Source organism: Streptomyces sp. NPDC059785, assembly GCF_042732375.1.
In the GTDB taxonomy this organism is placed as follows: domain Bacteria; phylum Actinomycetota; class Actinomycetes; order Streptomycetales; family Streptomycetaceae; genus Streptomyces.
On sequence record NZ_JBHWHV010000024.1, the window covers coordinates 108,341 to 129,313 of the forward strand.

The 20,973-nt window shown below is 70.5% G+C and carries 19 protein-coding genes, 5 tRNA genes and 2 pseudogenes; 11 read left to right on the top strand and 15 right to left on the bottom strand.

What is annotated here, in order from left to right; translation table 11 throughout:
• Window positions 1-22: 22 nt before the first annotated feature.
• The 4 genes from ACFV6E_RS19890 to leuC all read right to left on the bottom strand — a co-directional run bounded on the left by ACFV6E_RS19890 (window position 23) and on the right by leuC (window position 3,439).
• Window positions 23-718 carry an HU family DNA-binding protein gene (locus ACFV6E_RS19890; RefSeq protein ID WP_385170017.1) on the bottom strand — a complete coding sequence of 232 codons (696 nt, stop codon included), beginning with the start codon at window positions 716-718 and terminating at the stop codon, window positions 23-25.
• A gap of 138 nt (window positions 719-856) precedes the next feature.
• Window positions 857-1,087 (bottom strand): hypothetical protein, encoded by a 231-nt coding sequence (locus tag ACFV6E_RS19895; RefSeq protein WP_385170014.1) that lies wholly within the window; start codon window positions 1,085-1,087, stop codon window positions 857-859.
• 322 nt (window positions 1,088-1,409) lie between these two features.
• Complete coding sequence (gene leuD, locus ACFV6E_RS19900; protein ID WP_385170010.1) at window positions 1,410-2,003, bottom strand: 3-isopropylmalate dehydratase small subunit; 594 nt, start codon at window positions 2,001-2,003, stop codon at window positions 1,410-1,412.
• Window positions 2,004-2,008: 5 nt separating this feature from the next.
• Complete coding sequence (leuC, locus tag ACFV6E_RS19905; RefSeq protein ID WP_385170007.1) at window positions 2,009-3,439, bottom strand: 3-isopropylmalate dehydratase large subunit; 1,431 nt, start codon at window positions 3,437-3,439, stop codon at window positions 2,009-2,011.
• 190 nt (window positions 3,440-3,629) lie between these two features.
• Here leuC and ndgR point away from each other — a divergent pair, with 190 nt between their 5' ends.
• Window positions 3,630-4,346 (top strand): IclR family transcriptional regulator NdgR, encoded by a 717-nt coding sequence (gene ndgR / locus ACFV6E_RS19910; protein WP_010984119.1) that lies wholly within the window; start codon window positions 3,630-3,632, stop codon window positions 4,344-4,346.
• Between the two features lie 130 nt (window positions 4,347-4,476).
• Here ndgR and ACFV6E_RS19915 read toward each other — a convergent pair whose 3' ends face one another.
• Window positions 4,477-4,968: a DUF4188 domain-containing protein gene (locus tag ACFV6E_RS19915; RefSeq protein ID WP_385463109.1), complete on the bottom strand. Its 492-nt coding sequence runs from the start codon at window positions 4,966-4,968 to the stop codon at window positions 4,477-4,479.
• 123 nt (window positions 4,969-5,091) lie between these two features.
• On the opposite strand from ACFV6E_RS19915, the gene ACFV6E_RS19920 reads away from it, so the two are divergent.
• On the top strand, window positions 5,092-5,736 hold the full coding sequence (locus ACFV6E_RS19920; RefSeq protein ID WP_385170002.1) for a MerR family transcriptional regulator: 645 nt from the start codon (window positions 5,092-5,094) through the stop codon (window positions 5,734-5,736).
• 68 nt (window positions 5,737-5,804) lie between these two features.
• Here the strand turns inward: ACFV6E_RS19920 and ACFV6E_RS19925 are convergent.
• The 7 genes and pseudogenes from ACFV6E_RS19925 to ACFV6E_RS19955 all read right to left on the bottom strand — a co-directional run.
• Window positions 5,805-5,877: transfer RNA gene (locus ACFV6E_RS19925), tRNA-Glu, on the bottom strand.
• Between the two features lie 43 nt (window positions 5,878-5,920).
• Window positions 5,921-5,992 (bottom strand) — tRNA-Gln (locus tag ACFV6E_RS19930).
• A gap of 20 nt (window positions 5,993-6,012) precedes the next feature.
• Window positions 6,013-6,085 (bottom strand) — tRNA-Glu (locus tag ACFV6E_RS19935).
• 62 nt (window positions 6,086-6,147) lie between these two features.
• Window positions 6,148-6,220 (bottom strand) — tRNA-Glu (locus ACFV6E_RS19940).
• 48 nt (window positions 6,221-6,268) lie between these two features.
• Window positions 6,269-6,343, bottom strand: a tRNA-Gln gene (locus ACFV6E_RS19945).
• Window positions 6,344-6,434: 91 nt separating this feature from the next.
• On the bottom strand, window positions 6,435-7,169 hold the full coding sequence (locus tag ACFV6E_RS19950) for an HAD family hydrolase (RefSeq protein WP_385173297.1): 735 nt from the start codon (window positions 7,167-7,169) through the stop codon (window positions 6,435-6,437).
• 155 nt (window positions 7,170-7,324) lie between these two features.
• Window positions 7,325-7,522, bottom strand: a pseudogene (locus ACFV6E_RS19955) (glutamate--tRNA ligase family protein); the annotation flags it as partial.
• 2 nt (window positions 7,523-7,524) lie between these two features.
• Here ACFV6E_RS19955 and ACFV6E_RS19960 point away from each other — a divergent pair.
• Window positions 7,525-7,706: pseudogene (locus ACFV6E_RS19960) on the top strand (glutamate--tRNA ligase family protein); the annotation flags it as partial.
• 37 nt (window positions 7,707-7,743) lie between these two features.
• Here ACFV6E_RS19960 and ACFV6E_RS19965 read toward each other — a convergent pair.
• Together ACFV6E_RS19965 and ACFV6E_RS19970 are read right to left on the bottom strand one after the other, a co-directional pair.
• Window positions 7,744-8,529, bottom strand: a complete 786-nt coding sequence (locus ACFV6E_RS19965) for a fumarylacetoacetate hydrolase family protein (RefSeq protein WP_385173300.1) — start codon at window positions 8,527-8,529, stop codon at window positions 7,744-7,746.
• A 172-nt stretch (window positions 8,530-8,701) separates the two neighbouring features.
• Window positions 8,702-8,887, bottom strand: coding sequence for a hypothetical protein (locus ACFV6E_RS19970; protein WP_385463111.1), 186 nt, complete (start codon window positions 8,885-8,887; stop codon window positions 8,702-8,704).
• Between the two features lie 598 nt (window positions 8,888-9,485).
• Here ACFV6E_RS19970 and ACFV6E_RS19975 point away from each other — a divergent pair.
• The 8 genes from ACFV6E_RS19975 to ACFV6E_RS20010 all read left to right on the top strand — a co-directional run bounded on the left by ACFV6E_RS19975 (window position 9,486) and on the right by ACFV6E_RS20010 (window position 20,304).
• Window positions 9,486-13,547 (top strand): nitrate- and nitrite sensing domain-containing protein, encoded by a 4,062-nt coding sequence (locus ACFV6E_RS19975; RefSeq protein WP_385463114.1) that lies wholly within the window; start codon window positions 9,486-9,488, stop codon window positions 13,545-13,547.
• 9 nt (window positions 13,548-13,556) lie between these two features.
• Window positions 13,557-13,970, top strand: a complete 414-nt coding sequence (locus ACFV6E_RS19980; protein ID WP_095936862.1) for a roadblock/LC7 domain-containing protein — start codon at window positions 13,557-13,559, stop codon at window positions 13,968-13,970.
• Between the two features lie 112 nt (window positions 13,971-14,082).
• Window positions 14,083-14,481 (top strand): DUF742 domain-containing protein, encoded by a 399-nt coding sequence (locus ACFV6E_RS19985; protein ID WP_059131717.1) that lies wholly within the window; start codon window positions 14,083-14,085, stop codon window positions 14,479-14,481.
• Window positions 14,462-15,037 carry an ATP/GTP-binding protein gene (locus ACFV6E_RS19990; RefSeq protein ID WP_055614002.1) on the top strand — a complete coding sequence of 192 codons (576 nt, stop codon included), beginning with the start codon at window positions 14,462-14,464 and terminating at the stop codon, window positions 15,035-15,037. The genes ACFV6E_RS19985 and ACFV6E_RS19990 overlap by 20 nt, the downstream gene beginning before the upstream one ends.
• Window positions 15,038-15,411: 374 nt before the next feature.
• Window positions 15,412-18,636, top strand: a complete 3,225-nt coding sequence (locus tag ACFV6E_RS19995) for a nitrate- and nitrite sensing domain-containing protein (RefSeq protein ID WP_385463117.1) — start codon at window positions 15,412-15,414, stop codon at window positions 18,634-18,636.
• Window positions 18,637-18,646: 10 nt separating this feature from the next.
• Window positions 18,647-19,060, top strand: coding sequence for a roadblock/LC7 domain-containing protein (locus tag ACFV6E_RS20000; RefSeq protein WP_005479603.1), 414 nt, complete (start codon window positions 18,647-18,649; stop codon window positions 19,058-19,060).
• 94 nt (window positions 19,061-19,154) lie between these two features.
• A complete protein-coding gene (locus ACFV6E_RS20005; RefSeq protein ID WP_385173312.1) occupies window positions 19,155-19,742 on the top strand; it encodes a DUF742 domain-containing protein in 588 nt (195 codons plus the stop codon).
• Window positions 19,723-20,304, top strand: a complete 582-nt coding sequence (locus ACFV6E_RS20010; RefSeq protein ID WP_385173314.1) for an ATP/GTP-binding protein — start codon at window positions 19,723-19,725, stop codon at window positions 20,302-20,304. The genes ACFV6E_RS20005 and ACFV6E_RS20010 overlap by 20 nt, the downstream gene beginning before the upstream one ends.
• A gap of 66 nt (window positions 20,305-20,370) precedes the next feature.
• Here the strand turns inward: ACFV6E_RS20010 and ACFV6E_RS20015 are convergent, their stop codons facing one another.
• Complete coding sequence (locus ACFV6E_RS20015; protein WP_385173316.1) at window positions 20,371-20,898, bottom strand: hypothetical protein; 528 nt, start codon at window positions 20,896-20,898, stop codon at window positions 20,371-20,373.
• Between the last annotated feature and the right edge of the window lie 75 nt (window positions 20,899-20,973).

The window sequence follows — 20,973 nt, forward strand, 5'->3', positions numbered from 1 at the left end:
CGTGAGTTGCCCGTACGCCCCGTTACCTGCGGGCGGTGCTCTTCTTCGCGGTGGCGGTCTTGCGCGCCGTCGACTTCTTGGCGGGGGCCTTCTTGGCCGTCGCCTTCTTCGCCGGAGCCTTCTTCGCCGCCGTGGCGGTCTTCTTGGCGGCGGTGGCCGTGGTCTTCTTCGCGGTGCTCTTCTTCGCCGCGGGCGTGGCCTTCTTCGCCGTGGCGGTCTTCTTGGCGGCGGTGGCCGTGGTCTTCTTCGCGGTCGCGGACTTCGCCGCGGTGGTCTTCTTCGCGGCGGCCGTCTTCTTCGTGGCCGCCTTCTTCGCCGTCGCCGCCGTCGTCTTCTTGGCGGCGGCCTTCTTGCCCGCGGCCTTCGCGATGGTGGGCGGCGGGCCCGAAAGGCTGCCCTTGGGCGCCTTCTTGACCGACACCTCGCCACCCTTCGGGAGCTTCTTCGAGCCGCTCACCAGGTCCTTGAAGCCCTGACCTGCACGGAAGCGCGGCACCGAGGTCTTGCGGACCCGAACGCGCTCTCCCGTCTGCGGGTTGCGGGCGTAACGGGCCGGGCGTTCCACCTTCTCGAAAGAACCGAAACCGGTGACCGACACCCGCTCACCCGCGACGGTGGCACGGACGATGGCGTCCAGTACGGCGTCGACCGCGTCGGCGGCCTGCTGCCGGCCACCGACCTTGTCCGCAATCGCTTCTACGAGCTGCGCCTTGTTCACGTCTTCCCCTTCGGAGACATTGCCAGAACGAAAGTGTTCAAGCTTTTTCGCACGTTAGGCAGATATATACCGCAAATCAAACACGAAACGGGCTAATCACCCTTGTGCCGCAACGAACGCGGACTGTCGCGGAGTTCCTCAGCGTTCCTCTTCCGGGAATCGCCCCTCGTCGAGGTCCGTCATGAACCGCTCCAGTCGCCTTGTCGCACCGGCGAGATCGTGCTTGGCCGCGGCCGTAATGACCAGCAGCTTCCGGGTCAGCGCCATCCGTACGCCCTCCGGGACTTGCAGTGTGCGCACTTGTGTGTGCGCTTCCTTGAGTTGGGCCGCGACCGCCGCGTAGAGCTCGAGTTGGCCGTCGTGTTCCATGCACAGATTGTGCCATCTGGGGCGAGTTGTCGCCTGCGCAGGGGGCAACTGCGGCCTCCGGCGGCCTTCCGGACGCCTCGGCACAGCACGGCCGCCAAGGTCGCGTACCCCCTCAACCACCGCTTTAACCTGCGGAGTTGACATTGCCGCCGGGCTTCGGTCGCGGTTTTGGGACCAGACATGGCTGTACCCCCAACCGTCCACGATTGGGGGTACAGAGTGATGCGGCGGTGGCCGAAAACAGCCCCTGCCTGACGCCGGTCGGCTACCCGTGCCGGAGGCCCGTCAGGCGCGCGTGCCGGACCGGGGGTCCGGCACCGCGTCAGACCTGCAACGTCTTCGGCTTGTACGAGGGCCGCTTGGCCTCGTACGCGGCGATGTCGTCCTCGTTCTGGAGCGTGATGGAGATGTCGTCCAGCCCGTTCAGCAGCCGCCAACGGGCGTTCTCGTCGAGCTCGAACGCGGCGGTGATGCCCTCGGCGCGCACCTCGCGGGCCTCCAGGTCGACCGTCACCTCGGCCTGCGGGTCGCGCTCGGTGAGCTCCCACAGCGCGTCCACGATCTTCTGCTCCAAAACCACCGTGAGCAGGCCGTTCTTGAGCGAATTGCCCCGGAAGATGTCGGCGAAGCGGGCGGAGACGACGGCCTTGAAGCCGTAGTTCTGCAACGCCCAGACGGCGTGCTCGCGCGAGGAGCCGGTGCCGAAGTCGGGTCCGGCGACCAGGACCGTGGCGCCCTGGCGCTCGGGCTGGTTGAGGATGAACGAGGAGTCCTTGCGCCAGGCCTCGAACAGCCCGTCCTCGAAACCGTCCCTGGTCACCTTCTTGAGCCAGTGGGCGGGGATGATCTGGTCGGTGTCGACGTTGCTGCGGCGCAGCGGAACGGCCCGGCCGGTGTGCGTGGTGAATGCTTCCATGGTTCTCAGACTCCAGCGGGCACGGCGGCGGGGGCGTCGGACAGGTCGGCGGGCGAGGCCAGATGGCCCAGCACCGCGGTGGCGGCGGCGACCTGCGGCGACACCAGATGGGTGCGGCCGCCCTTGCCCTGCCTGCCCTCGAAGTTGCGGTTGGAGGTCGACGCGGAGCGCTCACCGGGGGCGAGCTGGTCGGGGTTCATGCCCAGGCACATCGAGCAGCCGGCGTGCCGCCATTCGGCCCCGGCCTCCTTGAAGACCACGTCCAGACCCTCGGAGACGGCCTGCAGACCGACGCGCGCGGAACCCGGCACGACCAGCATCCGTACCCCGTCGGCGACTTTGCGGCCCTGGACGATCCCGGCGGCGGCGCGCAGGTCCTCGATACGGCCGTTGGTGCACGAACCGACGAAGACCGTGTCCACCTTGATCTCGCGCAGCGGCTGCCCCGCGGACAACCCCATGTACTCCAGCGCCTTTTCGGCGGCCAGGCGCTCGGAGGCGTCCTCGTACGAGGCCGGGTCGGGGACGGCCGAGGAGAGCGGCGCGCCCTGGCCCGGGTTGGTGCCCCAGGTGACGAACGGGGAGAGCGCGGCGGCGTCGATGACGACCTCGGCGTCGAATTCCGCGTCCGGGTCGGACTTCAGGGTCTTCCAGTACGCGACCGCCGCGTCCCACTCCTCGCCCTCGGGGGCGTGCGGACGGCCCTTCAGGTAGTCGAAGGTGGTCGCGTCGGGGGCGATCATGCCCGCGCGGGCGCCGGCCTCGATCGACATGTTGCAGATGGTCATGCGGGCCTCCATCGAGAGCTTCTCGATGGCCGGGCCGCGGTACTCCAGGATGTAGCCCTGGCCGCCGCCGGTGCCGATGCGGGCGATGATCGCGAGGATCAGGTCCTTGGCGGTGACGCCCTCGGGCAGTTCGCCGTCGACCGTGATGGCCATGGTCTTCGGGCGGGCCAGCGGCAGCGTCTGGGTGGCCAGCACGTGCTCGACCTGCGAGGTGCCGATACCGAAGGCGAGCGCGCCGAACGCGCCGTGGGTGGAGGTGTGGGAGTCGCCGCAGACGACGGTGGTGCCCGGCTGGGTCAGGCCGAGCTGCGGTCCGACCACGTGGACGACGCCCTGCTCGACGTCGCCCAGCGAGTGCAGCCGGACGCCGAACTCGGCGGCGTTCTTGCGCAGCGTCTCCAGCTGGACCCGGGAGACCGGGTCGGCGATGGGCTTGTCGATGTCGAGGGTCGGGGTGTTGTGGTCCTCGGTGGCGATGGTCAGGTCGAGCCGGCGCACCTTCCGCCCGCTCTTGCGGAGGCCGTCGAACGCCTGCGGGCTGGTCACCTCGTGCAGCAGGTGCAGATCGATGAAGAGGAGGTCGGGCTCGCCCTCGGCGCGCCGGACGACGTGGTCGTCCCAGACCTTCTCCGCGAGTGTCCTACCCATCGCTTTCCCTCCGGCCGGCTTCGTGTGGCGCCGGCCCAACTCGAGATTTCGGGGGCGGTGACGTACGTACCCCTCGTACCGGACGTCGTCCGCCGGGCCCGTTGGTCCGCGGGCACCGTGCGTTCCAGAGTGGCGCGTTCCACGGAAAATTGAACTTGCGTTTCACAGAGTGAGACGCGAGTATCGTTTCATGGACAACAGTAGCGGCGTCGGCGTCCTGGACAAGGCAGCCCTTGTCCTGAGCGCCCTGGAGTCCGGTCCGGCCACCCTCGCAGGGCTGGTGGCGGCCACCGGGCTCGCACGACCCACGGCCCACCGTCTGGCCGTGGCACTGGAACACCACCGCATGGTGGCGCGCGACATGCAGGGCCGGTTCATCCTCGGCCCGCGCCTGGCCGAGCTGGCCGCAGCGGCGGGCGAGGACCGCCTGCTGGCCACCGCGGGCCCGGTGCTCACACATCTGCGCGACGTGACGGGCGAGAGCGCCCAGCTCTACCGCCGCCAGGGCGACATGCGCATCTGCGTCGCCGCGGCCGAGCGCCTGTCGGGCCTGAGGGACACCGTCCCGGTGGGCTCCACGCTCACCATGAAGGCGGGCTCCTCCGCGCAGATCCTCATGGCCTGGGAGGAGCCGGAGCGCCTGCACCGCGGCCTCCAGGGCGCCCGCTTCACGGCGACGGCCCTGTCGGGCGTACGGCGCCGGGGCTGGGCCCAGTCGATCGGCGAGCGCGAGCCGGGTGTCGCCTCGGTCTCCGCGCCGGTGCGCGGCCCCTCGAACCGCGTGGTCGCCGCGGTCTCGGTCTCCGGACCGATCGAGCGGCTGACCCGCCACCCGGGCCGGATGCACGCCCAGGCGGTCATCGACGCCGCGGGCCGCCTGTCCGAGGCGCTGCGGCGCACGGGCTGAACCTTTCTCCCCCCTCACACCCCGGGGCCGGTCCCGCCTCAACGCCGCGACGGGACCGGCCCCGGGGTGTCTGCGACTCCGTCGTGGCTGGTCGCACAGTTCCCCGCGCCCCTGCGCCCCTGCGGGGCGCTCAGCGGTGCGCCAGCCGCTCCGCCGCCCGGCTCCCCCGCCGCTCCACCGGCAGCACCCCCGTCGCCGCCGCAAGGCCCGAGGGCGGCATGTCCACGTACACCGACTCGTACGAGCCCTTGGGCGCGATGTACGTCTCGTGCCAGATGCCCACGTGCTGCTTGAGCTGTCCCGCCCGCTGCTTGCGGTTGACGATCGCCCACACCCGGTGATGGAACATGTCGGGCGCCGCCGCGTAGGCGTAGAGCCTCTCCTTCGACTCCCAGTACTGGACGACGTAGTACGTGCGCGGCGAGCCGGTCAGCAGGACGTGGCCGAGCAGTCCGCGGCTCCTGTCCCGGGTGAGTTCGCGGATCATGCGCAGCATGGCGCGGAGCGCCGGCACCCACTGGTGCACCGCCCAGAAGTGATTGACGCGCATCCCGATCAGCAGCACGACGACGTCCCCCTCGGCGGCTGCGGTCGTACGGCCCGCGACGGGCTTGGTGAACATGGAACCCCCTGTGTCCGGCGCCGGAACGGCACGACGACAGCCGTCGGGCCGCTGTTGGATAACGTCACTATCCAACGGCGCGATGCTTAGATAGTGCCGTTATCCAAGAGGGAGTGCAAGGGAATGCGGCTGACGGAACTGAGCGAGCGCAGCGGTGTGTCCATCGCGACGATCAAGTACTACCTGCGGGAGGGCCTGTTGGCGCCGGGCCGCCGCGTCGGCGCGACCACGGCCGAGTACGACGAGGGCCATCTGCGCCGGCTGCGCCTGGTGCGCGCGCTGATCCAGGTGGGCCGGGTCCCGGTGGCGACGGCGCGCGAGATCCTCGGCCATGTCGACGACGACTCCCTGGGCCGTACGCTCCGGCTGGGCGCGGCCCTGTGGGCGCTGCCGCAGGAGCCCGAGCCGGACGAGGCGGACCCCGCCGTGGCCGCCGCGCACCGCGAGGTCGACCGGCTGCTCGAGATGCTGGGCTGGGACACGGCGCGGGAGGTGGGCACCGTCTCCCCCGTGCACCGCTCGCTGGTGACGGCGGTGGCCACGCTGATCCGGCTCGGCCACCCCTATGACGCGGAACACATGGCTCCGTACGCCGAGTTGATGCACCGGGCGGCGGTCCGCGACCTGGACTTCGTGGAGACGCGCGAGTCGGAGGCGGAGAAGGTGGAGACGGCGGTCGCGGCGGCGATCCTCTTCGAGCCGGCCCTGAAGGCGCTGCACCGGCTGGCACAGGAGGAGGAGTCGGCCCGGCGCTACGGCCTCGAGTGAAGCGGGGCGCCCGGCGCCGCCGGGAACGCCGATGGGCCCCCACCGAAGTGGAGGCCCATCGGACTGCGTACCCCCGACCGGATTCGAACCGGCGCTACCGCCTTGAGAGGGCGGCGTGCTAGGCCGCTACACAACGGGGGCGAGGATCTTGCGTGCGCTTGATGTACAACGCCGCAGATCCGAGCTGGTCTACCAGGACTCGAACCTAGACTAACTGAACCAGAATCAGTCGTGCTGCCAATTACACCATAGACCAATGTGGTTTAGACCAGTTTGTACCCCCGACCGGATTCGAACCGGCGCTACCGCCTTGAGAGGGCGGCGTGCTAGGCCGCTACACAACGGGGGCCCTAGCGATCCTGCATGAGAGTCAGCGGGTGCGACCCGGACTGTCTCCCTGGGAAGGATCTGTACCCCCGACCGGATTCGAACCGGCGCTACTGCCTTGAGAGGGCAGCGTGCTAGGCCGCTACACAACGGGGGCTTTGCGGATGATCTCCGCGACACAGACGCCGTACTTCACCGCATCTGCTGGCTGGCCTACCAGGACTCGAACCTAGACTAACTGAACCAGAATCAGTCGTGCTGCCAATTACACCATAGGCCAATAAAACGCAACCCCCTGCGGGGATCTTGTTCTAGCTTGCGCTTCCGGTTCCCGGCCTTTCGGCCCGCTCTCCGGCGGCGCAGGAAGAACATTACCCGAAGGTGGACGGCGCTCCAAAACGGGTATCCGCGCCAAGGACCGCGGGCAGTTCGGCCAGCGAGGCGATCCGCTTGGGGCCGGCCGGGGGCGTGACGGCGCCGTCGTGCGCCCCGCCGCGGTCGATCAGGACGGCCAGCAGTCCGGCCTCGGCGGCGCCGCGGCCGTCGATCTCGGGGTGGTCGCCGACGTAGGCCACCTCGTGCGGCGGCAGCTCCAGGGCCTCGCAGGCCGCGTGGAAGGCCGCCGCGTCGGGCTTGGAGACGCCCAGCTCGGCCGCGCACAGCACGGCCTCGAAGCGGTCGCGCACGCCGAGCAGGCGCAGCTTGCGCTCCTGGACGTGCAGGCTGGAGTTGGACAGGACGGCGTGGCGGTGGCTGGTGACCAGGAGGTCGAGGACGGGCAGCACGTCCGGGAAGAGGGCCCAGGCCCCTTCGTAGTACGTCATGTACCGCTGGAACCAGGCGTCGGCCTCGGTGTCGGTGAGCGCGCCGCCCACGAAGGCCCGTACGCGGTCGCGGCGCTGGTCCTCGAAGGAGACCTCGCCCGCCGCGAACCTCGCCCACTGGCGGTCGGTGATCTCCCGCCAGACGCCGAGCGCCTGCTCGACGCCCTCGTACCCGTCCAGCAGTCCTTCGGCCGCCAGGTGCCCGCGCATGCCCGCGCGGTCGGCGGCCGTGTAATCGAAGATCGTGTCGTCCACGTCCCAGACCACGGCCCTGATGCTCATGGGTCGACGGTAACGCGGCGGCGCCCGCGGTGCCGGTACGGGGAGGGAGCGGCGCCCGGTCCGGACGCCGCCCCCTCCCGGGGCCTGGGCCTCGCCGAGCTTCAGGGCGGCACAAAAGACCTCACCGAGCGCTGCGCCCCCTGGCTCAAGGCCATGAAGGAGGGCTCGGACGGGTTGACGTCCGCGATGTGGAAGGCGACGACCATCTCCTCGATCGTGAAGACGTCGCGGTCCGCGGAGAGCGACCAGCCGAGCAGCGAGAGGTGGCTGAGCAGGCCCTCGGGGAGGAAGCCGCGCTCCCGGTAGAGGTTGAGGGACGACTGCGGGTCGCGCTCGGAGAGCTTCTTGTTGCCCCGTGGGCCTGGTCCGCACCGCCCTGCTCAACCGGCGTTCGCCCGGCACCACCGGGGCATCCTGGTCCAGCGCATCGAGGACACCGTCGCGGCCCGCGACTGCGAGGAGTCGTACAACCAGCTCCTCGACTCGATGCGCCGGCTGGGCTTCGACTGGGGCGAGGGCCCCGGCCTTCGGCCGCCTCCCGTACGTGACGGGCTAGGACTTGGGGGAGGTCGCGTCAGCCACGCTTGATCACCTTGTTGGTGAGAGTGCCGATGCCTTCGATGGTGACGGCGACCTCGTCGCCGACGTCGAGGGGGCCGACTCCGGCCGGGGTGCCCGTGAGGATCACGTCGCCGGGGAGCAGCGTCATCGCCTCGGTGACGTTGACGACGAGGTCCTCAATGGAGTGGATCATCTCGCTGGTGCGGCCGAGCTGGCGCTGCTGCCCGTTGACCGTGCACTGGATGGTGAGGTCGGCGGCGGCCGCGAGGTCGATGTCCGTCTCCACCCAGGGGCCGAGCGGGCAGGAGTTGTCGAAGCCCTTGGCGCGGGCCCACTGCTTCTCGCGGCGCTGGACGTCGCGCGCGGTGACGTCGTTGGCGCAGGTGTAGCCGAGGATGACGTCGCCGACGCGTTCGCGCGGGACCTCGCGGCACATCCGGCCGATCACCACGGCCAGCTCGGCCTCGTGGTGCAGCTCCTCGGAGAAGGAGGGGTACGCGATGCCGTCGCCGGGGCCGATCACCGAGGTGGACGGCTTGAAGAAGGCGAACGGGGCGTCGGGCACCTCGTTGCCGAGCTCGCGCGCGTGCTCGGCGTAGTTGCGGCCGAAGGCCACGACCTTGTTGGGCAGCACGGGCGGCAGCAGCCGGACCTTGCTCAGCGGGACCTTCGTACCGGAGAGCTCGAAGTCCGCGAACGGGATGCCCTTGATGATGTCGAGGACGAGCTCGTCCGGCCTGTCGCCCTCGACCGCGCCGAATGCGACGTTGCCGTCGATGGAGAATCTGGCGATGCGCACGGGATCCTTGCGCCCCTTAACTGAGCTGGCTGGAGTCTGACGCTCCAGGCTAACGCGGCAGGGGCGGGCGCCTCGCGCATTGAGGACAGGGCCCCCGCGGGCGCCTCGCGCAAGAGGACAGGGGTCCCGGCGGCGGGCGGAGGGATCCGGTGCGTACCGGCCGGGCCTGCCGCTACTCGGCGGCGGCCGCGGCGGGGGCCTCCATCAGAACGGTGCGGCGGGGGTTGGCGGTCTGGGCGGGGAGGTCGACCGTGTGTTCCGGCTGCTCCTGCGTGCGCAGCTCCTCGGAGTCGGTGAGGTGCGCCAGCGTCGTGCGTCGCGGGTTGGCTATGTTGCGGAACATCATCGTGGTCTTCACTGTTGTTCTCGACCTTGTCGGTGCGGGCGCCCGGCGGCCCCAAGGGCCGTCCCGGAAGCGCAGGTTGTCGGATTCGCCATCCCTGTAAAGCGTCAGGCTAAACATTCAATTCCCTGGCGATGGCGTGAAGGCGCCATGATTGTCGTGTGAGTTTCCTCACGACGCGCCGGGCGAAGCGGGCAATTCGGACCCGTATCCGGCGCCGCCGAAACGGACATTGCCCCTCCGAAGCGCGCATTCCGCTCCTGATCATGGCGACTGGGACACCGGTCCGGCCTCCGCGATTCACGCAGGTACGCCCCGTTTGTACGAGAACTCTTTCTACGTCTCGTGACGCTTCCCTCACGAGGTGTCACGGTGGTCACAGCCCGGCCCACGGGCCTTGTTGGAGATCCGGCACTGTGCTGGAATTCCACGGACCGCCGCTGGATCGAAGCCGGCGCGCAAGGGCGCAACGCAGCGCCGAGTGGGCGGCGGGAAGGGGGAGCCAGCGCCGGTCACTCACGACCACCTGGGGGCGCGCCTCGCGCCCCTGAACGACGCCGACACCGCCCCGCCGTCCTACGGAGGGGCGCCTGGTCCAGAGGTTGCGACGCTAGTGCAGGGACGTTTCAAGAGGGATGGCAGCGCTTCGGCGGAGCCGGAGCCGCACGGCGGGACTGGCCCCATGGCCGTCAGCTCCTCGCCCCAGCACGCCCAGAACCAGGGATCGGCAGAGGCCGGCTCAGAGCGCTCCGCGCGCCCCGGCCCCGCGGCCCCCACCGGTCCGGACGCGAAGTCCAAGGGCGCCGGCGGACCCGGCTCGCGCGTGGCGCTGCGCAACTGGCGCATCTCCACCCGCCTGGTCTCGCTGCTCGCGCTCCCCGTGGTGGCGGCGACCTCGCTGGGCGCGCTGCGCATCAACGAGTCGATGGACAGCATCCAGCAGCTCGACAACATGAAGCTGCTGACCGAGATGACCAAGCAGGCGACCGAGCTCGCCGCCGCGCTCCAGGAGGAGCGCGACCAGTCGGCAGGACCGCTGGCGCACGGCGCCAAGGCGACCGACTTCACGGTCAAGGGCGTGCAGGACAAGACGGACCTCGCGCGCAAGGCCTTCCTCGAGGGCACCCAGGACATCGAGGACGCCAGCCGGGACGGGCAGCTCACCGGTGTCCGCGAGAGCATCGTCGGCATCGCGAGCGAGCTGGCCAACCTCAGCACGATCCGCAACAACGCCTTCAGCGACGACAAGAACTCCACGCAGACCGTCGAGGCGTACCACCGGCTCATCTCCCAGCTGCTCGACCTGTCGCAGGACATGGCCGAGGCGACCAGCAACCCGGACATGATCCAGCGCACCCGCGCCCTGTCCTCCTTCTCCTCGGCCAAGGAGTACGCGTCCATCCAGCGCGCCGTGATCGCCGCGGCGCTGCCGGCCGGTGACACCACCTTCGGCTCGCTGTCCGAGAACGACCGGCAGTACGCGCTCTCGGCGCTGGAGAGCGAGAAGTCCGAGCTCGAGGGCTTCGACACGATCTACGGCGACGGCGCGGAAGACCTCACGAAGCCGATCGACGACAACAACCCGACGATCGAGGCCGCCGACAAGTACGCCAGCCGCGTGCTCAACAGCGCGGGCGGCATGCGCTCGCAGGACAAGCAGTCGTACAGGGACTGGGTCGACGACGACTCGGCCAAGATCGACCAGATGTCGAAGATCGAGCTCACCCTGCTCAACGAGATGGAGCAGAAGGCCCGCGAGCTGCGCAGCGAGTCCGAGCGCGAAGCGATCATCTCCGGTGCGCTGATCCTGCTCGTCCTCGGCGTCTCGCTGGTCGGCGCGTTCGTCGTGGCGCGGTCCATGATCCGCTCGCTGCGCCGGCTCCAGGACACCGCCACCAAGGTCGCCCAGGACCGGCTGCCCGAGCTGGTCAAGCAGCTCTCCGAGTCCGACCCGCAGGACGTCGACACCTCTGTCGAGTCGGTCGGTGTGCACTCCCGGGACGAGATCGGCCAGGTGGCCGCGGCCTTCGACGACGTGCACCGCGAGGCGGTCCGCCTCGCCGCCGAGCAGGCCCTGCTGCGGGGCAACGTCAACGCGATGTTCACCAACCTCTCGCGCCGTTCCCAGGGCCTCATCCAGCGCCAGCTCTCGCTCATCTCCGAGCTGGAGTCCCGCGAGGCCGACCCCGACCAGCTCTCCTCGCTGTTCAAGCTCGACCACCTCGCGACCCGTATGCGCCGGAACGGCGAGAACCTCCTCGTCCTCGCCGGTGAGGAGCCCGGCCGCCGCTGGACCCGTCCGGTCCCGCTGGTCGACGTGCTCCGCGCCGCGGCCTCCGAGGTGGAGCAGTACGAGCGGATCGAGCTCTCCTCGGTCCCCACGACCGAGGTCGCCGGCCGGGTCGTCAACGACCTCGTGCACCTGCTCGCCGAGCTGCTCGAGAACGCCACCTCGTTCTCCTCCCCGCAGACCAAGGTCAAGGTCACCGGTCACGCGCTGCCCGACGGCCGCGTCCTGATCGAGATCCACGACACCGGTATCGGCCTCTCCCCCGAGGACCTCGCCGCGATCAACGAGCGGCTCGCCGCGCCGCCCACCGTGGACGTGTCGGTCTCCCGCCGCATGGGTCTGTTCGTGGTCGGCCGCCTCTCGCAGCGCCACGGCATCCGCATCCAGCTCCGCCCGTCCGACTCCGGCGGTACGACGGCGCTGGTCATGCTCCCCGTCGACGTCGCCCAGGGCGGCAAGAAGCTGCCCGGCCAGGGCGGCCCCGGCGCCGGTGGTCCGGCCGCCGCGCAGGCCGCGGCCGGTGCCGCGGCGGCCCGCCGCGGCAATGGCAACGGACAGGGCAACGGTCAGGCGCTCGGCCAGGGCGGCCCCGCGACCGGCGGCAACCGTCTCGGTGCCCCGCCGCAGCGCGGGCAGGTGGGCGCGGGCCAGGGCCCGCGGGCCGCGCTGCCCGGCAGCGGCCAGGGCGGCGGCCGTCCCGGCGGCCCCGGTGCCGCGCGCGGACCGCAGGGTCCGGGCGCCCCGTCCCAGGGCCAGGGCAACGCCCCGCAGAACCGGCCGGCTCCGGCGGGCGCGGGCGCGGGTGCTCCGGGCGCCTTCGGGCAGAGCGCGCCCGGTGCCCCGCAGGGCCTCCAGGCCGCGGGCACCGGCGCACCCCAGAACTTCGGCGACAGCGGTTCCGGCTCGCGCCGGGGCGGCTTCGGCAACGGCGGGCCCGGCTTGCAGGGCGGCTTCGGCGACGGCGGTTCCGGTACGCAGCAGGCGGGCCCCGCCGCCGTACCGCCGCAGGGGCAGAAGCCCAAGGAGTCGCGCCGCCGCAGGCCGCAGCTGCCCGGTCGCGGCGGTCCGCGGGCCGAGCTGCCCGGCGGCCCCGCCGGACAGCGGACGCCGAGCTGGAGCGACGAGAACGCCCAGCCGCCGGTGGGGCGTGCCTCGCTGGACGCCCCGCGCGGTCACGAGGAGCCGGACGCGCTGTCCTCGACCTCGCAGCTCCCGCGCATCGACGACCGCCAGAACCCGGCCTCGACCTCGGAGTTCCCGCGGTTCGACGAGCGCCAGAACGCCGGCCAGGCGTCGGCCTTCCAGCGCCCCGACGACCGCCAGGGACCCGGCTCCACGTCCGAGTTCCCGGCCTTCGACGACCGCCAGGGCCCGGCCTCGACCTCGGAGTTCCCGCGGTTCGACGACCGCCAGGGCGCCGGTGCGGGCCAGGGCTTCCAGCGTCCCGACGACCGCCAGGGTCCGGCCGCCACGTCGGAGTTCCCGGCGTTCGACGATCGCCAGGGTCCGGGCTCGACGTCCGAGTTCCAGCGTCCCGACTTCGACGCGCCGCGGCCCGACTTCGGCGCCCAGCGGCCGGGTCCCGCGGGTACGCAGCAGAACAACGGGCAGTTCGTCCGCTCGGACGTCTTCGGCACCCCGAACACCCCGCAGCAGCAGCCGGGCCAGTTCGCGGCGCCCGGCTACGGGGCCGGCCAGGACCCGTCGTCCACCGGTCAGTTCGCGGCCCCCGGCCACGGCAACCAGGACCCCTCGGCCACCGGCCAGTTCGAGCGCAGGCCGCTGAACGGTGGCGGCCCCGCCGACTTCGGCGCGCAGCGCCCGCCGGCGCCGCAGCGGCCGATGCGGGCTCAGGAGCCCGAGGCCCTGCCGCCGGCCACCGGTCCGGGCGACGGCCGCACCCCGCTGTACGACACGCTGGAGACCAACTGGTTCCACGGTCAGCAGCAGGCGAGCCAGGCCCATCAGGCGCACCAGGGTCAGGGGCAGGCCGGTCACACAGGCGGCGGCCGGCCGAACGACCCGCAGTCCTACCCCCAGCAGCCGCAGTCCCCGGTTGCTCCCGCACACCAGGCCGCCACACCGGCGTCCTCGAACTGGCGCAGCTCGCCGAACGACGATCTCGTCCGGCAGGCCGAGCGCGTCCGTCAGCCCTCGGCCGGCGGCGTCACCACCTCAGGGCTGCCGCGCCGGGTCCCGCGAGCGAACCTCGTCGCGGGCACGGCACAGCAGCAACAGCACCAGCCCGGTCCGCAGGTCTCGCGTGCGCCCGATGACGTACGTGGCCGGCTGACCAATCTCCGTCGGGGCATTCAGCAGGGTCGCCAGGCCGGTACCGGCCAGACCGGCAGCTTCCCCAGCCCCACTCACCAGCAGGAGCGTTAGTTGAGCCCGATGAGCCAGGCGGCACAGAACCTCAACTGGTTGATCACCAACTTCGTGGACAACACCCCCGGGGTGTCCCACACCGTCGTCGTGTCCGCCGACGGACTCCTTCTGGCGATGTCCGAAGGCTTCCCGCGCGACCGCGCCGACCAGCTCGCGGCGGTCGCGTCCGGGCTCACCTCGCTGACGGCCGGGGCCTCCCGGATCTTCGAGGGCGGCACGGTGGCACAGACGGTCGTCGAGATGGAGCGCGGCTTTCTCTTCCTGATGTCCATCTCGGACGGATCGTCGCTGGCGGTCCTCTCCCACCCGGAGTGCGACATCGGCCTGGTCGGCTACGAGATGGCGCTGCTGGTCGACCGCGCGGGCGCAGTGCTCACGCCGGACCTGCGCGCCGAACTACAGGGAAGTCTGCTCCACTGACGCCCCCTGGTGCCAGCGAACTCACACAATCACCGTCCGGCCGCCACAATCCCCCCACTGGCCACTGTCAGACGGCTCGACTGCCCGACCTGCTGTCCCGCCCGGAGGATTCATGACCCCGCCCACCGCCTCTCATGATCCGTACGCTGAGCCGTACGGGGACGAGGGCGACCAGCCGCTGGTACGTCCGTACGCGATGACCGGTGGCCGGACCAGGCCGCGCTACCAGCTCGCGATCGAAGCACTGATCAGCACCACGGCCGACCCGGCACAGCTGATGGGACTGCTCCCCGAGCACCAGCGGATATGCCACCTCTGCCGTGAGGTGAAGTCGGTGGCCGAGGTCTCGGCCCTGCTGTCCATGCCCCTGGGTGTGGCCAGGATTCTTGTCGCGGACCTCGCTGAGGCCGGACTCGTCGCCATTCACCAGCCGGGCGGCGACGAGAACAACGGCGGTGCGCCGGACGTGACTTTGCTCGAAAGGGTGCTCAGTGGACTTCGCAAGCTCTGACGGGGGCCGGGCGACCACCTCCGCGAAGATCGTGGTGGCGGGTGGCTTCGGCGTCGGCAAGACCACGTTCGTGGGCGCCGTCTCGGAGATCAACCCGCTGCGCACGGAGGCCGTCATGACGTCCGCCTCGGCGGGCATCGACGACCTGACCCACACCGGGGACAAGACCACCACCACGGTGGCCATGGACTTCGGGCGCATCACCCTGGACCAGGACCTGATCCTGTACCTGTTCGGCACGCCCGGCCAGGACCGCTTCTGGTTCATGTGGGACGACCTGGTCCGCGGCGCGATCGGTGCCGTGGTCCTGGTGGACACCCGGCGGCTCGCCGACTGCTTCCCGGCTGTGGACTACTTCGAGAACTCGGGGCTGCCGTTCGTCATCGCCCTGAACGGCTTCGACGGGCACCAGCCGTACACGCCGGACGAGGTCCGCGAGGCGCTCCAGATCGGACCCGACGCGCCGATCATCACCACCGACGCGCGGCACCGCGCCGACGCCAAGTCCGCGCTCATCACGCTCGTGGAGCACGCGCTGATGGCACGACTGCGGTAGGCCGGTACCGAGGGAGCGCGGACAGCACACAAGTCGGCAATGCCGTACGGCAGTTGTCGTAGATGCACTGGAGCCGACTGTGTCATTTGACACGGTCGGCCACAGTGTTCATAACGTTTCGACAGAGATATCCGGTGTCCCCGACACGCGTCGCGGTCGTTCGGTGTCGCTGTGCTCACGATGGCCCCGTCTTTTGCCGGGGCTCGCTCTTTATGACCGTTTTATCTGGGGCATACATCACTCGGAATCTTCGGTTCCGAGTGTTTGGAACAGCACTGCCTGACGTGCTGGAATGCCTGAACTGCCCGGTAGACAAGGGCGCTGGAGACACCGCGGCACAACGTAGGTGCCGACGCCGAGAGGTTGTTGGTCGAGTGAGGCGAAGCAAGAACGGTCCCGAGCCGTCGGCGCGGGGCAACTTCACCCCGCCGCCGCGCGGAGCGGCGCCCGCAGCGCAAGTGTCCGACCCCGAGCCCACGGCAGCGCCCGCCCCCAGCGGCGGACGCCTCTCCCCGCGCAACTGGCGCGTGCCGACCCGGCTGAACGCGATCCTGCTCATACCCGTGGTGGTCGGCCTGGTCATGGGCGGCTTCCAGGTGAAGAACTCCGTCGACACCTGGCAGGAGGCCGAGGACGCGGAGAAGACCGCCCGTCTGGTGCAGGCCGCCCTCGCCTACGGCGACCAGCTCTACGTCGAGCGTGACGCCACCGCCGAGCCGCTGCTGAGCGGCAAGGGCGAGAAGGACGCCACGGTGGTCAAGGTTCGCGCCGCCACCGACGAGGCGGCCGACGCCTTCGACGCCGCGGTGCGGAACATGCCGCAGAAGGCCGGCCTCAAGCGCCGCCTGGAGATCTTCCGCAAGGCCGAGCCCGGCCTGGAGAGCCTCCGCAAGGCCGCCTACACCTCCAAGCTCTCGGGCGTGCAGACCGAAGAGGGCTATACGCAGATCCAGCACCCGCTGATGGAGTTCGCCAACGAACTCGGCCTGGGCACCGGCAACATCACCAGCTACGGCCGTACGGTCTACGCGATCTCGCTCTCCAAGGGCGCCCTGTCCCTGGAGCGGTCCATCGGCATGCACATGCTGGTCAAGCCCGGCCCCGGCGACGGCAGCCTGGCCAGCCAGCGCGTCGCCCTCTCCTCGTACGCCTACCTCGAGGGCATCGCCCTGGAGGAGTACATCGGCGGCGGCACCGAGGCCGACGTGGCCAACCTCGAGGCGGCCAAGAAGAAGCTGAAGGCCGACGGCAAGACCCAGGCCCAGGAGGCCGCGGCGGCCGCCGCGTCCAAGGGCGAGACCTACGTACCGCCGCCGTCCGACACCACCGACATGATCAGCGAGCTGGCCGGGCTCCAGTCCACGCAGCCCGCCGCCCGCGCCGAGCTCGCCGAGGACGGCGTCACCCCGCAGAACTGGTGGGCGGTCAACACCGCCAAGTACGACGCCTACCGCAAGATCGAGTCCGACCTCGCGGACAACGCGGTGACCGAGGCCGCCGGCATCTCCGAGGACGCCAGGCAGGACACCTTCATCACCGGTGCCGCCGTCGTCGTCGCCCTGCTCGCCGCGTTCATCCTGGCCGGCATGGTGGCCCGCCAGATGAGCCGCTCGATGCGCCAGCTGCGCAGCGCGGCCTTCGGCGTCGCCGAGCAGCGGCTGCCGATGCTCGTCGACCAGCTCTCGCGCACCGACCCGGGCCGCGTCGACACCCGCGTGCAGCCCATCCCGATCACCACCACGGACGAGATCGGCGAGGTCGCCCGCGCCTTCGACCAGGTCCACCGCGAGGCCGTCCGGCTCGCCGCCGAGCAGGCCCTGCTGCGGGGCAACATCAACGCGATCTTCACCAACCTCTCGCGCCGCAACCAGTCGCTGATCGAGGGCCAGCTGACCCTGATCACCGACCTGGAGAACAACGAGGCCGACCCGGACCAGCTCGAGAACCTCTTCCGCCTGGACCACCTCGCGACCCGTATGCGCCGCAACGGCGAGAACCTCCTCGTCCTCGCAGGCGAGGAGCCGGGCCGCCGCTGGGACCAGCCGGTCCCGCTGGTCGACGTGCTCCGCGCCGCCTCCTCCGAGGTGGAGCAGTACGAGCGCATCGAGCTCTCCGGCGTTCCCGAGGCCGAGATCCACGGCCGCGCCGTGACCGACCTCGTGCACCTGCTGGCCGAGCTGCTGGAGAACGCCACCACGTTCTCCTCCCCGCAGACCAAGGTCCGCGTCACCGCGACCCGGCTGCCCGACGGCCGCATCATGGTCGAGATCCACGACAAGGGCATCGGCCTGACCGCCGAGGACTTCGCGGACATCAACCACAAGCTCGCCAACCCGCCGACCGTGGACGCCGCGATTTCGCAGCGCATGGGCCTGTTCGTAGTCGGCCGGCTGTCCGACCGGCACGGCATCCGCGTCCAGCTCCGTCCCTCCGGCGAGCAGGCCGGCACGACCTCGCTCGTCATGCTGCCCGACGCCATCACCCACGGCGGCGGTGGCGAACAGCAGGTGCAGCGCGACGAGTTCACCGTCTCGCAGATCATGCCCGAGCAGCCGCAGCCCTTCCCGGGCGAGCCGTTCCAGGGCGAGCCGATGCGCACGGCGGCCGAGCTCGGCTTCGACGACAGCCGTTACTCCGAGGTCCCGGACGACATCCGCGACCTGGACCCCGTGGGCCGCTCCCTGATGCGCGAGGAGCGCCGGGCGGCCCTGGGCGCCCAGGCGCAGGACCCCGAGGCGATCGAACCTCCGCAGTTCCAGGACGATTTCACCGCCCAGCAGCCCGGCTACGACAACGGGCAGCAGGGCTTCGGCGACCAGGCCGCGTACGGCAACGGGCAGCAGCCCTTCGGCGAGCAGCAGGCCGGCTTCGACCAGCAGACGCCGTACGAGGCGCCCCAGCAGCCCGCGTACGACGAGACGTACTTCGCGCAGCAGGGCGGTTTCCCGAACGGCGGCTATCCGGAACAGGGTCAGGAGGAGCCCGCGGCGGCGCCCGGCGCCGGTTCGGGGAACTTCGCGGCCTTCGGCGAGCAGAGCTACCAGGACGACTGGCCGCAGCAGGACGCCTATCAGAACGGTTACAGCTCCGAGTACGCTCCGGAAGCGGAATCCTCGCAGGCCGGTGACGCGGGCGAGCAGGACCGCGTAGGCTTCGACCGTCCGGGACCGGCCCCCTCCGCCGCCCACGAGCTGACCGACGCCGGACTGCCCCGCCGCGGATCCGCCGCGAGCGGCAACGCCGGCCGGCAGCACGCGAGCCAGGATCCGTCCCCGGCCGCGCAGGGCGACGGTGACTGGCGCTCGGCGAACGACGAGCGCTGGCAGCAGGCCTCGCAGCTGCGCAAGCCCAAGGCGGGCGGAGTGACCTCCTCCGGTCTGCCGCGGCGGGTACCCAAGGCCAACCTGGTCGAGGGCACCGCCGAACCGACCCCACAGGGCGGCCCACAGGTCTCCCGCGCTCCCGAAGACGTCCGGGGCAGGCTCAGCAACCTGCGCCGGGGCGTGGAACGGGGACGCAATGCAAGCAGTGACACGAACGGCCAGGCCACCAGAAATCAGCACGGTGGTTCTGACAGCACCTACAACCAGGAGCGTTAGTGTGAGCCCGATGAGCCAGGCGGCACAGAACCTGAACTGGTTGATCACCAACTTCGTGGACAACACCCCCGGGGTGTCCCACACGGTGGTGGTCTCCGCCGACGGACTCCTTCTGGCGATGTCCGAAGGCTTCCCGCGCGACCGCGCCGATCAGCTCGCGGCCGTCGCGTCCGGACTGACCTCGTTGACCGCGGGGGCCTCCCGCATCTTCGAGGGCGGGAGCGTGAACCAGACGGTTGTGGAGATGGAGCGGGGATTCCTCTTCATCATGTCCGTTTCCGATGGTTCCTCGCTCGCGGTCCTCGCACATCCCGAAGCGGACATCGGTCTCATCGGGTACGAGATGGCCCTTCTCGTGGACCGTGCCGGTACGGTCCTCACCCCGGATCTACGTGCGGAGCTCCAGGGAAGCCTTCTCAACTAGTCGACACACGGTGCGTTTTCGCGTCCCGGGGCTTTAAAGTTTCGGGACGCGGCTCCACAGGGATGGGTGCCCGGTACAGACGGAGGAGGAGAAAGTGGCAACACCCCCAGGCGGTTCGTCGTCCGGCAACTGGTCCTACGGCCCCGGACACGGGCACGGCCAGACCGACGGTTCGCAGAACCCGAACCGGTACAACTTTCCCTCCACGCCCAGCCACCAGCGTCAGCCGTACACCCCGCAGGGTCCAGGGCCCTCGCCGTACGACCAGCCGCCGGCTCCGCGCATCCAGCCCGTGCAGCCACAGCGACGCACCCCCGAACCGGCGCCCGCGGGGGCGTCGAACAACCCCTTGGTGCGCCCGTACGCCATGACGGGCGGCCGCACCAGGCCCCGCTACCAGCTCGCCATCGAGGCGCTGGTGCACACCACCGCTCAGCCGCACCAGATGCAGGGGCAACTGCCCGAGCATCAGCGGATCTGCAATCTCTGCCGGGAGATCAAGTCGGTGGCCGAGATCTCGGCCCTGCTGACCATCCCTCTCGGCGTGGCCAGGATTCTCGTCGCCGACTTGGCGGAGGCGGGCCTGGTCGCCATCCATCAGCCGGGCGGCGACGAGAACGCCGGCGGCCAGCCAGACGTGACTTTGCTCGAAAGGGTGCTCAGTGGACTTCGCAAGCTCTAGCGGAGGGCCTTCCCGCTCCACCACGTCCGCGAAAATCGTGGTGGCGGGCGGCTTCGGCGTGGGCAAGACCACGTTCGTCGGCGCCGTCTCGGAGATCAACCCGCTGCGCACCGAGGCCGTCATGACGTCCGCTTCCGCGGGCATCGACGACCTCACCCACACCGGAGACAAGACGACGACGACCGTCGCCATGGACTTCGGCCGCATCACCCTGGACCAGGACCTGATCCTGTACCTGTTCGGCACGCCCGGACAGGACCGCTTCTGGTTCATGTGGGACGACCTCGTCCGCGGCGCCATCGGCGCCATCGTGCTGGTCGACACCCGGAGGCTCGCCGACTGCTTCCCGGCTGTGGACTACTTCGAGAACAGCGGGCTGCCCTTCGTCATCGCCCTGAACGGCTTCGACGGGCACCAGCCGTACAACCCGGACGAGGTCCGCGAGGCGCTCCAGATCGGACCCGACACCCCGATCATCACCACCGACGCGCGCCACCGCGCCGACGCCAAGTCCGCGCTCATCACGCTCGTGGAGCACGCGCTGATGGCGCGGCTGCGGTAGGACGCGGGCGCGCGCCGTGTGAAGGGCCCCTGCGCCTCCTTGGGAGGTACAGGGGCCCTTTCTGAGTCACGGGAGGTTCGCGGGGTCCTGTCCGGCCGCTCTGCGCAGGATCGTGCGCATGGAGCCCATTCCGTACTTGTCCTGGTCGCTGGAGAGCGCGGCGACCTCCAGCAGGAGCGGCCGGAGGTCGATCCGTGCGGCACGCGCCTGGTCGCTGAGCGCCTGCAACGTCATCATCTCGTCGCGGGTGTCCGCTCCGTGGTCCCTGGCGGACAGGTGCAGGAGGTGGCGGCGGAAGTCATCGGGCGTACGGGCCTCGGGCAGCGCCGTGGCCGCACGGAAGGAGGGACGGCTGGCCAGGAGCGCGCGCACCTCGCCGCGGGTGCGCTCGTCGCCCTGTCCATAGTGGTCGAGCAGCCGCTCAAGGGCCGTTTCCGCCTCCTCGCGGACGTTCGCCTCGTCCAGCGGCTCGGGGCCTTCCAGGAGACGGGCCGGCCAGTCGGGGTCGCTCAGGTCCACCGGCCGCTCCGCCAAGTGCCTCAGCAGCGCGTCGATGCGTGCGGCCTCGGCCGCCAAGTCGTCCGGCACTCCCATGGGTCCCCCTCGTACGCCGGTCGGCTGCCGGTGTTCCGGTTCAACCTATGCGTGAAGGCCCCGGCCGCCCAGAGG